We start from the raw sequence: 12,351 nt of genomic DNA on the forward strand, positions 1-12,351 counted from the left end.
CCCTTCATATCTATCGTTCCATAAATCTTCCTTATCATACGCCCTTACATGATCATTGTCAACTTAACATTTTTGAAAAGTTTACCTTGATGCGCTGGCATAAAGAAAATTTAGGGCTTGAAAAACTTTTTCCTTTCGGGTAAAATTGGAAAAAATACGATAAACCAATAGCAACGGAGGCGAGAATATGTTTCTTGTAGAACGCCATGATGCCATCCTTGACATCCTTGCACGCGACGGCAAGGTGCGCGTCAAGGATCTCAGTGACCGTTTTCATGTGACGGAGGACTGCATACGCAAGGATCTCGGTGCGCTCGAAAAACAGGGGCGGCTCAAGCGCACTTACGGCGGCGCCGTCATCCGACGCGAGAATCCCCACACCGTCGAGGTCAGCAAGCACCGCAACATCGACGTCGAGGCCAAGCGCCGCATCGCGCGCGCCGCCATGCATCTCATCCACGAGCATGACATGGTCTTCCTCGACATCTCGACGAGCAACCTCGCGATTGCCGAGCTTCTCGTGCACGACGAGCGTGAGCTGACCGTCGTCACGAACATGATCGACATCCTCTCAATCCTCGCCCAGAACCCGAAGATCCGCGTCGTCTTCGTCGGCGGCGTCATCAACAAGAGCCGCGACGGCTTCTGGGGCGGCATGACGCTTGACCTCATCTCGCGCCTGAAGCCCGACATCGCCTTCGTCGGCGCCGTCGGCGTCGATGTCAAGGAAAACAGTGTATCGACCTACGACATCGAGGACGGCATCAACAAGGCGGCGATCATCCGCGTCTCCAAGCGTGCTTACGTCGTCGCCGAAGCGAGAAAGCTCAGCTCGGACGGCAACTACAACTATGTGACGCTCGACACGCTCTCGGGGCTCATCACCGACTCGCGCCCCGCCGCCGATATATGCCAGACGGCAGAGGACTACGGCGTGGACATCATCCTGCCGCAAATCGACTGAAAAAGGAAGGACTCCCTGCTCCATGCAAAACGCATCTTTTTTGCGCCTGCCTTCTTGGCAGGCGTTCTCTTCCGTTGCCATAAAAGGACTCAAGGTGTTTCTTTTCTACCTTGCAGTCCTTTCTTTCTGCCGCGCCTTCTTCATCTTCTGGATGCACGACTACATGGCGGCGGCAACGGGCAGCGCGGACATCGCGCTCGCACTCTGGCGCGGCATGCGCCTGAGCTTTCAGACGGCGGGTCTTCTTACGCTCTTTTCCCTCGTGCCCGCCGCGCTCGCACGTCTTCTTCATGCACCGCTTGAAAAATTCGCATGGCGCGTGACGAGCGCCCTTTCCCTCACGGCGCTCTCCATCCTCTACGCCGCGAGCTTTCCCTACTACCGCCAATATCACACGGGCTTTCATCAACTCATCTTCAATACGGTGAACGAGGACATCTACGCGCTCTTCATCTCGCTCGTGCAGGAATTCTACCTGCCCGTACGGCTCACGGGCGCACTCCTGCTCGCCTTCCTTCTCTATCGTGCGCTGTGCCTTCTGCTCGCGTGCGATTTTTCCGCTCTCGCCGAGCGCCTGCTTCCCTGGCGCTCTCTTCGCCGCGCCCTCTTCCTCCTGATTCTCGCACTCGTCGCCCTATTGAGCGCCTTCGGCGGCAGTCTGCGCTGGCAGGACGCCGTCAACTGGGAGAATGCCGGCGTCACGAACGACGCCTTCCTGAACGAAGCCATCCTCGACAATTTCCAGGCGCTCTATCGCGCCTATGTGCTGAACAGCCGCTTCCTCGCGTGCAACGGTCTCGATTTCACCGTCGAGGAGATCGAGCGCCTCGCCGCGCTCCACGCAGGCCGTCCTGCCGATACGCGCGACCTCGACGCCTACCTCACGCGTGAAGCCGAAGGCGCACAGATCGAAAAGCCGCGCCACATCTTCCTCATCATCTCCGAAAGCTACGCCAACTGGCCGCTCTTGGAAAAGTATGCGAGCCTGCACATCGCCGACCCTACGAAGGAACTGCTGAACGCAGCTGATACCGTTTACTGTGATACCTTTCTGCCGAACGGTTCGAGCACGGTGTCCGCCGTCACGGGCGTCGTCACGGGATTCGCCGACGCCAACCTCTACCTCACGACGATGCCCGAATCCTTCGCTGCGCCCTATCCGACCGCCATCGCGCCCACCTTCGCCCGCCTCGGCTACCACACGGATTTCTGGTATGCAGGCCCTGCGACATGGGAGCGCATCGATCCGTTCTGCCGCGCGCAGGGATTCGAGCAATTCTACAGCCGCGGCGACTTCTCCTCCGACGAGGGAAGCGTCTGGGGCGTCGACGATGAAGTCCTCTACGGGGAAGTTCTCTCGCGCATCGATCCCGAACAGCCCGGGCTTCATGTGCTCCTCAATGTCTCGAACCATTCTCCGTACACGGTCGATCTCGCTGCCAAAGGCTTTCCCGCAGAAGAGGTGCGTGCCGCGCTCCCCCAGGAGGCGCAAGGAGATGACGCCCTCCTCAAGGAACTCGGTCATTACTGGTACGCGACGCAGGAACTCGCCGCCTTCATTCGTGCAGCGAAGGAAAAATTTCCCGAATCTCTCTTCGTCATCGTCGGCGACCATGCCGACCGCTACAACATCGAGAAGACGCCGTCGCTCTACGAGCGCTACGCCATCCCCTTCATCCTCACGGGACACGGCGTAAAGAAGTGTCTGCTCGACTCAGAAGCTGCGGGCAGTCAGATCGACATCGCGCCGACACTCATCGAGCTGATTGCGCCTCGGGGCTTTCGCTACGAAGCCGTAGGAAGAAGCCTCACGCGCGGCAACCGGCAGGGCGTCAACTACGGCTTTTGGATCACGCACAGCGCCATCGGCAGGACAGATACCGTTCCACTCGTCGCCGAACCGATCAAAGACCGCCCGGCCGCTCTCGACGAAGAGGCGATGCAAGACTACATCAATGCCGTACGCGCCCTTTCATGGTGGCGTCCGAAGTACGGCCCCATGCTCGACGAGGCGAAGCTTGAAGGTCGCGAATGATGGCGACGGAACGCGAAAAGAAAAGCGACGCTGACGCGCCAAAAAGCCGTGCATCAAAGAGCCGCACGGCAAAAATCATAGAGAACACTCTCGCACCGCTCGCCACCTGCCGCCTCTGTCCGCGCGGCTGCGGCGCGAACCGCCTGCACGATGCGCACGGCTTCTGCGGCGCGGGCAGATACGCGCGCGTCGGCCTCGTATCGCTTCATGCGTGGGAAGAGCCTTGCCTCGCTGGCGAGAAGGGCGCGGGAACGGTATTTTTCTCCGGCTGCAACATGCGCTGCGCCTTCTGCCAGAACCACGAAATCAGCCGCGAAAATTTCGGCATCACCGTCACGGAGGATCGCCTTGCCGACATCTTCCTAGAGCAGGAAGAGCGCGGCGCGGCGACGCTCGACCTCGTGACGCCGACGCACTTCGCACCCCAGATCGCCGCCGCGCTTCACCTCGCCAAAGCGCAGGGGCTTTCCATACCCGTCGTTTACAACTCCTCCGCTTATGAGACCGTTGATACCATTAAAAGCCTGGCGGGACTCGTCGACATCTTCCTGCCCGACCTCAAATACATGGCGGAAGAGGCGGCTCTTCGCTACAGCACAGCCCCCGACTACTTCAAGACGGCGAGCGCCGCCATACGATGTATGCGCGAGATCGCGGGCCGTCCCATCTTCGATGATACCAATCGTATGCAGCGCGGCGTCCTCGTGCGCCACCTCGTTCTGCCGGGACAGCGCAAGGAAAGCATGAAGATCCTCGACTGGCTCTGGCAGAACTTCTCTGATACCATTTACATTAGCCTCATGAACCAATACACGCCTATAGGCGACCTCTCAAAAGTCCCCGAACTCAACCGCCGTCTCACGACCTTCGAATACGAGAGTGTCGTCGACCACGCACGCAGTCTCGGCATCGAAAACTGCTACATCCAACAAGGCGGCACCGTCTCCGCCTCCTTCGTCCCGCACTTCGACGGACAAGGTGTGGAAAAACAGTAACCTACACGCACAAACGTCCACTCTGTGGGCATTGTGCGCCTCCCCTCCCTCACTCATGCGTGATGCCCGGATGCGTCATCTGCTCGGGCGACATGATGTGGTCGAGCTGCTCTTTCGTCAAAAGCTGCTTTTCCAAGATGACCTCGCGAATCGGCCTGCCCGTCGTATAGGCCTCCTTCGCGAGAATCGCCGACTGCTCATAGCCGATGTGCGGCAGAAGGGCCGTGACGACGCCTACGCTTCGGTCGACCCACTGCTGACACTGCTCGCGATTCGGCTCAAGACCGATGAGCAGCTTGTCGACGAAAGTGCGCACGGCATTTGTCAGGTAGTTCATCGAGTTGAAAAGGTTGTACGCCATGATCGGCTCCATGACGTTCAGCTCGAACTGCCCGTTCTCGACGCCGAACGATACGGCGAGATCGTTGCCGATGACCTGATAGCACGCCTGGTCGAGTACCTCTGCGATGACGGGATTGACCTTGCCCGGCATGATGGAGGAGCCGGGCTGGCGCTTCGGCAAGTTCAGCTCGTTGAGTCCGCAGCGCGGTCCCGATGCCATGAGACGGAAGTCGTTCGCCATCTTGATGAGCACGAGCGACGTGTTCTTGAGCGCAGATGACACGTCGACGAAGCCGTCCGTATTATTCGTCGCGTCGATGATGTTCGTCGACGTCTCGAAATTCTCACCCGTAATCTCGCGCAGCTTGCGTGCAACCGCGTTGATGTAGGCTGGCTCGGCATTGAGTCCCGTGCCGACCGCCGTGCCGCCCATATTGATGAGGCGGATGCTCTCCATCGACCAGCCGACGCGCTTGATGCTGCGGCGCACGGCGGACGCATAGGAGCCCATTTCCTGTCCCAGAGTGATCGGCACGGCATCCTGCAGGTGCGTGCGCGCCATCTTCAGGATGTCCTTGTACTCCTCCGCCTTCTTTTCCAGTTCCGTCGCCAGATAGTCGAGCGCCGCCGTCAGCTTGTGTCCCTTGTGCGTCAGACAGACCTTGATCGCCGTCGGAAAAGCGTCGTTCGTCGACTGCGCCATATTGGCATGATTGTTCGGCGAGATGATGTCATAGCTGCCCTTCGGCTCGCCGAGGATCTCAAGTGCGCGGTTCGACAAGACCTCGTTCATGTTCATGTTGATCGATGTGCCCGCGCCGCCCTGAATCGGGTCGACGGGGAACTGGTCGATGAACTTTCCATCGATGATCTCCTCCGCCGCCTCGACGAGCGCGTTGCCGATGCGCTTTTCTAGCCTTCCCGTCTCCATGTTCGCCTGCGCCGCCGCCTTCTTCACCTTGGCGAGCGCCTGAATGAAGTCGACGTCGAGCCGATTGCCTGTGATGCTGAAATTCTCTATGGCACGCAGTGTCTGCACCCCGTAATACGCTTCATCCAGCACCTCAAGTTCGCCGAGAAAATCATGTTCCTTGCGCATTGCAATCCCATCCTTTCCTTTTGTGCGAATCGTCTATCTCTTGTATACATTATACAACTTTTCTGTCACTTTGTCTCGGAAAAGAAACATCGCATGGAAAGTCTTGGAAAAGTCTTGTTTCCATAAGCGAACACCGTCATCTTTATGGAAGCGCTGATAAAATGAGGTCGCCCAGATTTGCACAGATGCGCCAAGCGTTGTGACACAACACATGGAGCCGGAGCAGCGATTCCTATAAGCTATACCCTAATTATATCCTTTTCAAAGCATACAATCAATTGCACGCAAAGAGCGCAGCATCAAGATGTACTGCGCTTTTTCTCTATTGGAATATATCACTCCTGCGCTACAGAAATCGTTCTGCGCTGCATTTTTTTCGCCTTGAATGCCATGATGGCTGCGAGGAAGGCGAAGACGGCGATGATCGCGCACATGGCGTCGGGCGAACCATCGGAGAAAACGGCGAGAAGAATCGAGGAGATCATGCCGCTGCCATACTGCAAAGCACCGATGAGCGCCGCCGCCGAGCCGATGAGGTCATCCGGCACGCTCGAAAGCGCTGCGGCATTGGAGCAGGCAGCGATGATGCCGTTCGTGCTGAAGAAAAAGAACATCGGCACAACGATGCCCCATTTGCCGCCGAAACCGCTGAGACCGTCTGAAAGAACCACGAGAGAAAAGATGAAGGCGATGCTCGTCGCCGTCTTGAGAAGCGTCAAAAGCGAGAAGCGGTTGACAAAGCTGCGGTTGAAGAAGCTCACGAGGGAAACGCCGGCGATGTTCACGCCGAAGAACAGCCCGTAAAGCTGCGGATCCACATCGAAATGACGGATATAGACTTCGGGGGAAGCCGTGATGAACGCATAAACGGCGACATAAAAGAAGGTGACGCTCAGCGTATTGCGCATGAATGCCGGATTCTTCAACAAGTGCGCGTAGCTTTTAAGTGCATCCCCCATGGACTCCTTCGCGCGCTTCTCCTGCGGCAGCGTCTCGGGCAAGAGGCGCAGGGAGACGAGAAGCACGGCGGCAATCGCCATCATCAGCCAGAAGATGGTGCGCCATGAGCCGACGCCCAAAGCATAACCACCGACGAGTGGTCCGACAATCGGTGCGACCGCCATGATGACCATGAGGGTCGAGAGCATCTCGGCCGCCTCCGTGCTCGTATAGAGGTCGCGAATCATGGCGCGGCTCAGCATCGGCCCCGTGCAGGCGCCAACGGCTTGCAGGATGCGCCAGAAGATGACCGCCTCCATCGAAGAAGCGAGCGCACAGCCGACCGAACCGACGAGGAAGAGCGCCATGCCGATGGCGAGCGGCTTCAAGCGCCCGATGCGGTCGCTGATCGGTCCCCAGACAAGCTGTGCGACGGAAAAACCGATGAGGAAACTCGTGATCGTCAGGGCGACCCTGCCGCCAAGCTCCATCTGCATCTCAGGCATCGCCGGCAGGTAGATGTCCGTCGATAGGGAAGAGCATGCCATGAGCGCGCTCAGAATCATCATGAAAGACAGCTGTTTCTTCATTTCCATTTGCCATACACATCCCTTATAATCTTGAAAACGCTGTATGTCGTTTGACAAGTTCTAGTTTACAGCCTTTATGGAATCATGTACAATGCCAATAACGACATCTGTTATCCGCTGTGCGCATAGTGAAACGTGTACGTCAAGATCCGGAGGTGCAACATGATCGAAATGTCTGTGCTCGCCCAACTCGTCGCTTTCGCCGACTGCGGCACACTGTCGGCGGCAGCGGAGAAGCTGCATACGTCGCAGCCCGCCGTAACGCGCGCCATGAAGAAACTCGAAGAAGAGCTTGGCCTTTCGCTTTTTGCACGCAGCAAGAACCATTTGGCGCTGAACGAAGTCGGCGAGCTCGCTGTACGCCATGCGCGCCGCATCCTGCAGGAGGCCGCCGACATGACGGAGCGCCTGCGCGCCTACGAGCGCAGTCTGCGCACCATTTCCATCGCCTTCTGCTCGCCCCTGCCGCAGATTGTTCTGACACCGCTTCTGAACAACGTATTCGAGGGCATGACGCTTTCCGCCGACATGAAGGACGACACCGACTTCTTTGCGAAGCTCAAGGACCGTACATATCAGTTTGCCGTCACGCATACGCCGCCCGAGGATGCGGACGTCTTCCATGCAAAAAAATGCGGGCACGAGGATCTCTTTCTCTCGCTGCCCACGATGAGCCCGCTCGCCTTTCATCCCCTCCTTCATCTCGAACATCTCAAGGGCGAAACGCTGCTGCTCCTCAACCGCGTCGGCTTCTGGATGAAAGCCGTGCACGAAAAGACGCCGCAAACGCGCTATCTCATGCAGGAAGAGCGCACGACGCTCACCGAACTCGCCGCAAACTCCCCCTATCCGATTTTTCAGTCCGGCTACTTCATCGCGCGAGGCGAAGCAATCGAAGGCCGCATCTGTGTACCGCTCGCCGACCCCGAATGCCACACGGACTACTGGCTCGTATGCCTAAAGGAAGACCTGCCGAAGTATCGCAGGCTGTTCGACAAAGTGACGGAAAAGACGATCGCATGAAAAAGCCGCCATGCAAATATCAAATATCTTTTCCATCCCTTCCGCCCCAGCTGATGCAGGGGCGCTTTCTATACTCTTTCGCTCCTCCCTGAACCGCGAACCATCGCAAGCCATGCCTGCTTTATTCGAGCTTCCCGTACGCCTCGTCCGTCACAGGTTCGCACCATTCGTTCGACGTCTCTTCGCCCGGCACTTCGACGGCGAGGTGGCTGAACCAGCTGTCTTTCTTCGCGCCGTGCCAATGCTTGACGTTCGCCGGAATCTCCACGACATCGCCGACCGCAAGGCTCCTCGCCACCTTGCCTTCCTCTTGATACCATCCCTCGCCCGCGACGCAGATGAGGATCTGACCACCGCCCTTCTTTGCATGATGGATGTGCCAGTTGTTGCGGCAGCCCGGCTCGAAGGTCACGTTGTAAATCGACACGACCGCCCCCTTCTGCGTCAAGATATTCAGATACGACTGTCCGCTGAAATACTTCGCATAGGCATCGTTCGGCACGCCGAGACCAAAAGCGCCACCGTGCTCTTCTTCGTGCACCATATTTTTCGCTTTCATGATATCATTCCTTTCTGTGCGACAAGCCGCAGCAAACCGCTGCGGCTTGCCCTGTTTCTGTTCGCCAAAGATTCCCCTCAGTCGTGGATCGCATGCCGCCCGATGGCAAGCGCCATCTCTGGATCCATCTCGTCGTAGATCGTGCTCTTTTTGGTATCAAGCGTCCTGATCTTTTCCATATCGTCCGCATCGAGTGCGAAGTCAAAGACCTTGATATTCTCCTCCATGCGCTCTTTGTGCGCGCTCTTCGGGATGACGACGACGCCGCGCTCGATGAGCCAGCGCAGCATGACCTGCCCCACCGTCCTGCCGTGCTTATCCGCAATCGACTGCAGAACTTCATTATGGAAAACATCGTTGTTGCCCTCGGCGAACGGCGCCCATGCCTCGTGCGTGATGCCGTGCTTCTTCATGAAGTCTCCTGCCGCCCACTGCTGATGCCAGACATTCGTCTCGATCTGATTGACGGCGGGCTTCACCTCGTTGCAGTTGAAAAGGTCGGCAAGACGCTCGTTCCAGAAGCTCGTGACGCCGATCGCCCTGATGCGCCCTTCCTTATAAAGCCGTTCCATGGCGCGCCAGGCACCATAGTAGTCACCGTACGGCTTGTGAATCAAGTAGAGATCAAGATAGTCAAGCCCGAGCTTCTTCATCGAAGTCTCAATCGCCTTCAAGGTATTCTCGTAGCTGTGATCCTGCACCCAGAGTTTCGTCGTGACAAAAAGTTCCTCGCGCGCGATGCCGCTCTTCTTGATTGCGGCACCAACGCCTTCTTCATTCATATAGGCGGCGGCCGTATCAATGAGGCGATAGCCCGCCGAGAGTGCATCATTGACCGCGCGCTCCGTCTCCACCGGCGGCATTTGGTAAACACCATAGCCGATCTGCGGCATCTTGACGCCATTGTTCAAAGTGACAAATTCCATCATCGTTTCCTCCCATCAAATTCCTTCGTTCATTATATCCCAGAAATCAAGCATCAAACGCGAGCTGCATCGAGGCGTACTTTTCTTCCGTCGCCTCGTTGGGCATTCGCCGTGTCGATGAGGCGATAGCCGTTCTTCAATGCCTTGTAGACGGAAACCTCCGCATCCGCCGGGCTGATCATAAAAGTGCCAATGCCTAGGAGCGGCATCTTCAAATCGTTGGCGAGTGTCGTATATTCCATAGTGAAAGCCCCTTTCAAAACACCTCATTGCTCTCTATAAGCCTATTCTACGCAAAATATCGTGCTTTGTACAATGCCAATCATGCAACCTGCTATATCACAATCGTATAGCAAATCCTCCCGGACACGGCTTTTCCCCGCAGCACTGCAAAAAATATGGCCTTTCAAAAATTTCCTGCAAATAAAGGGCTTTTCCCTTCTCATATCGAATACATCTTTTAATGAACACCGCACTTCGAGGAGGTCTTACCCATGGCAATTCTAGCTGCTTATGCTGTGCCGCATCCGCCGATCATTCTGCCGGAAATCGGCAAGGGCGAGGAGCGCAAGATTCAGCTGACGATAAACGCTTATGAACGGGCGATGAAGGAGGCGGCTTCCTTCGAGCCGGATACGGTCGTCGTCGCGAGTCCGCACGCCGTCATGTACGCCGACTACTTCCATATCTCGCCGGGCGACGAAGGCGCAGGAAGCTTCGCGCAGTTCGGCGCACCCGATGTCGAAGTTCGCGCCGAGTACGACACGGCGTTCGCCAAGACGCTCGCGACCGTCGCAAGCGAAGCCGGACTCGATGCAGGGCCTTTGGGCGGGCGCAATGCGGCGCTCGATCACGGCACGATGATCCCGCTGCGCTTCCTGCAGCCGCACACAGAGAACTTCCGTCTCGTGCGCGTCGGACTTTCGGGGCTGACGCCGCTCGACCACTATCGCTTCGGCATGTGCATCGCTCGCACCGCCGAGGAACTTGACCGAAAGACCGTCTTCATCGCGAGCGGCGACCTCTCGCACAAGCTCACGCCTGACGGGCCTTACGGCTTCGCCGCCGAAGGGCCGCGCTTCGATAAGGCATGCATGAAGTACCTCGAAGAGGGCACATTCCTGAAGCTTCTGCAGATGGATTCCGCACTCGCCAAGAAGGCGGCGGAGTGCGGCCTGCGCTCCTTCTGGATCATGGCGGGAGCGCTCGACTGCCAGGCGCTGAAGATCAAGAAGCTTTCTTACCAAGGGCCTTTCGGCGTCGGCTACGGGCTTCTTTCCTTCGTCGTCAAGCGCGAGGACCTGAAGCGCAACTTCGGCATGCGCTATGAGATTGCCCAAAGGCGCGCTCTCGACGACATCAAGGCGGCGGAAGACGCCTATGTGAAACTCGCGCGCGAGAGCGTGGAGAAATTCGTCGTGACGGGACAGTACGCCTCGCTTCCCGACGATCTGCCCGAGGAAATGCAGGCGCGTGCGGGCGTCTTCGTATCGCTCAAGAAGGACGGCGAGCTCAGAGGCTGCATCGGCACCTTCCAACCCACGCAGAAGGACGTCGCCGAAGAAATCCTCTACAACGCCGTCTCCGCCGCCCTCCACGATCCGCGCTTCTCGCCACTCAAAGAAGACGAACTGCCCGACATCGTCTACAGCGTCGACGTGCTCACAGAACCTGAGCTGGTTCATGACGCCGCGAAGGACCTCGACCCGAAGCGCTACGGCGTCATCGTCGAGGCGCGGGGCCGCAAGGGGCTTCTGCTGCCCGACCTCGAAGGCGTCGACACGATCGAGGACCAGCTCAAGATCGCACGCAAGAAGGGCGGCATCGGCGCCGACGACGATGTGCGCATCTGGCGCTTCGAAGTGGAGCGTCACCATTGAGCGCGGATAGCCGCACCGCAAAGACAGAGGGAGCAGACGAACGCATCGTCTGCTCCCTCTGTCCGCATCACTGCCGCCTCGCCGACGGCGAGACGGGCTTCTGCCGCGCCCGCGCGAACGAAGGCGGCGCCATCCGCTGCAAGAACTACGGCAGGCTGACCTCCGTCGCCCTCGACCCCATCGAGAAGAAGCCGCTCTATCACTTCCACCCGGGCAGCTTCATCCTCTCCGTCGGCAGCTTCGGCTGCAACCTCCGCTGTCCCTTCTGCCAGAATTACGCGATTTCCATGGCGGACGGGCAAAGCGAAACACAGGACGTCACGCCCGCAGAGCTTGCCGCGCTCGCCCATGACCTCAGCCGCCGCCCGCACGGCAATATCGGTGTCGCCTTCACCTACAACGAGCCGATTCTAAGCTATGAATTCATCATGGACACGGCGCCGCTGCTGCACGAAGCCGGCCTCTTCGTCGTCCTCGTGACGAACGGCATGATTGCGCCTGCGCCTTTGGAAGCGCTCCTCCCGCACGTCGATGCCATGAACATCGACCTCAAGGGCTGGCAGCCGGACTTCTACCGCCGCCTCGGCGGAGACCTCGCTGCGGTCAAGCATACGATCGCCCGCGCTGTGAAGAGCTGCCACGTCGAAGTCACGACTCTCGTCATCCCCGGTCAGAACGACAGTGCAGGCGATATGGAAGAGGAATTCCACTGGCTCGCCTCGCTGAGTCCCGACCTGCCGCTTCACATCAGCCGCTACTTCCCGCGCTGGCACGAGAATACTCCCGCGACGCCCATCGAGACGATCGAGCGACTCGCTGCCATCGCGGGGAAGCATCTTCGATTCGTGCACAAGGGGAACTGCTGACAAAAACCACGGCGGATGCTCCCCGTCGTAATAGCTGCTGCGCGGTGCTTTCAAGATACGGCGCAAAGCGATAACAGAATGAACCTCGCACAGCCGCTCGCCGACACGATCTTGGACACCAACTTTGTATATT

The 12,351-nt window shown here is 58.1% G+C and carries 11 protein-coding genes; 6 read left to right on the forward strand and 5 right to left on the reverse strand.

Going from position 1 to position 12,351, the window contains the following annotated elements:
• Window positions 1-187: 187 nt before the first annotated feature.
• Genes RWS31_RS04395 through RWS31_RS04405 form a run of 3 tightly spaced genes read left to right on the forward strand, consistent with a single transcriptional unit; the run spans window position 188 to window position 3,994 of the window.
• A complete protein-coding gene (locus tag RWS31_RS04395; protein WP_314596402.1) occupies window positions 188-964 on the forward strand; it encodes a DeoR/GlpR family DNA-binding transcription regulator in 777 nt (258 codons plus the stop codon).
• Between the two features lie 22 nt (window positions 965-986).
• Window positions 987-2,999, forward strand: coding sequence for a sulfatase-like hydrolase/transferase (locus RWS31_RS04400; RefSeq protein WP_314596403.1), 2,013 nt, complete (start codon window positions 987-989; stop codon window positions 2,997-2,999).
• Window positions 2,996-3,994, forward strand: a complete 999-nt coding sequence (locus tag RWS31_RS04405; RefSeq protein ID WP_314596404.1) for a radical SAM protein — start codon at window positions 2,996-2,998, stop codon at window positions 3,992-3,994. The genes RWS31_RS04400 and RWS31_RS04405 overlap by 4 nt, the downstream gene beginning before the upstream one ends.
• 49 nt (window positions 3,995-4,043) lie before the next feature.
• Here RWS31_RS04405 and RWS31_RS04410 read toward each other — a convergent pair whose 3' ends face one another.
• On the reverse strand, window positions 4,044-5,435 hold the full coding sequence (locus RWS31_RS04410; RefSeq protein WP_314596405.1) for an aspartate ammonia-lyase: 1,392 nt from the start codon (window positions 5,433-5,435) through the stop codon (window positions 4,044-4,046).
• Window positions 5,436-5,770: 335 nt separating this feature from the next.
• Window positions 5,771-6,970 (reverse strand): multidrug effflux MFS transporter, encoded by a 1,200-nt coding sequence (locus RWS31_RS04415; protein ID WP_314596406.1) that lies wholly within the window; start codon window positions 6,968-6,970, stop codon window positions 5,771-5,773.
• A gap of 156 nt (window positions 6,971-7,126) precedes the next feature.
• On the opposite strand from RWS31_RS04415, the gene RWS31_RS04420 reads away from it, so the two are divergent.
• On the forward strand, window positions 7,127-7,987 hold the full coding sequence (locus RWS31_RS04420; protein WP_314596407.1) for a LysR family transcriptional regulator: 861 nt from the start codon (window positions 7,127-7,129) through the stop codon (window positions 7,985-7,987).
• A gap of 121 nt (window positions 7,988-8,108) precedes the next feature.
• Here the strand turns inward: RWS31_RS04420 and RWS31_RS04425 are convergent, their stop codons facing one another.
• The 3 genes from RWS31_RS04425 to RWS31_RS04435 form a co-directional block, all read right to left on the reverse strand.
• Window positions 8,109-8,546 (reverse strand): cupin domain-containing protein, encoded by a 438-nt coding sequence (locus tag RWS31_RS04425; RefSeq protein WP_314596408.1) that lies wholly within the window; start codon window positions 8,544-8,546, stop codon window positions 8,109-8,111.
• A 77-nt stretch (window positions 8,547-8,623) separates the two neighbouring features.
• Window positions 8,624-9,475 (reverse strand): aldo/keto reductase, encoded by an 852-nt coding sequence (locus RWS31_RS04430; protein WP_314596409.1) that lies wholly within the window; start codon window positions 9,473-9,475, stop codon window positions 8,624-8,626.
• 50 nt (window positions 9,476-9,525) lie between these two features.
• Entirely contained in the window at window positions 9,526-9,714 is a 189-nt protein-coding gene (locus RWS31_RS04435; protein WP_314596410.1) for a hypothetical protein, read from the reverse strand.
• Between the two features lie 252 nt (window positions 9,715-9,966).
• On the opposite strand from RWS31_RS04435, the gene amrA reads away from it, so the two are divergent.
• Both amrA and amrS read left to right on the forward strand, forming a co-directional pair.
• Window positions 9,967-11,352, forward strand: coding sequence for an AmmeMemoRadiSam system protein A (amrA, locus tag RWS31_RS04440; protein WP_314596411.1), 1,386 nt, complete (start codon window positions 9,967-9,969; stop codon window positions 11,350-11,352).
• A complete protein-coding gene (amrS, locus tag RWS31_RS04445; protein ID WP_314596412.1) occupies window positions 11,349-12,218 on the forward strand; it encodes an AmmeMemoRadiSam system radical SAM enzyme in 870 nt (289 codons plus the stop codon). Before amrA ends, amrS begins: the two co-directional genes overlap by 4 nt.
• The last annotated feature ends 133 nt before the right edge of the window (window positions 12,219-12,351 follow it).

The sequence above is a fragment of the uncultured Selenomonas sp. genome, assembly GCF_963528755.1.
GTDB lineage: Bacteria > Bacillota > Negativicutes > Selenomonadales > Selenomonadaceae > Selenomonas.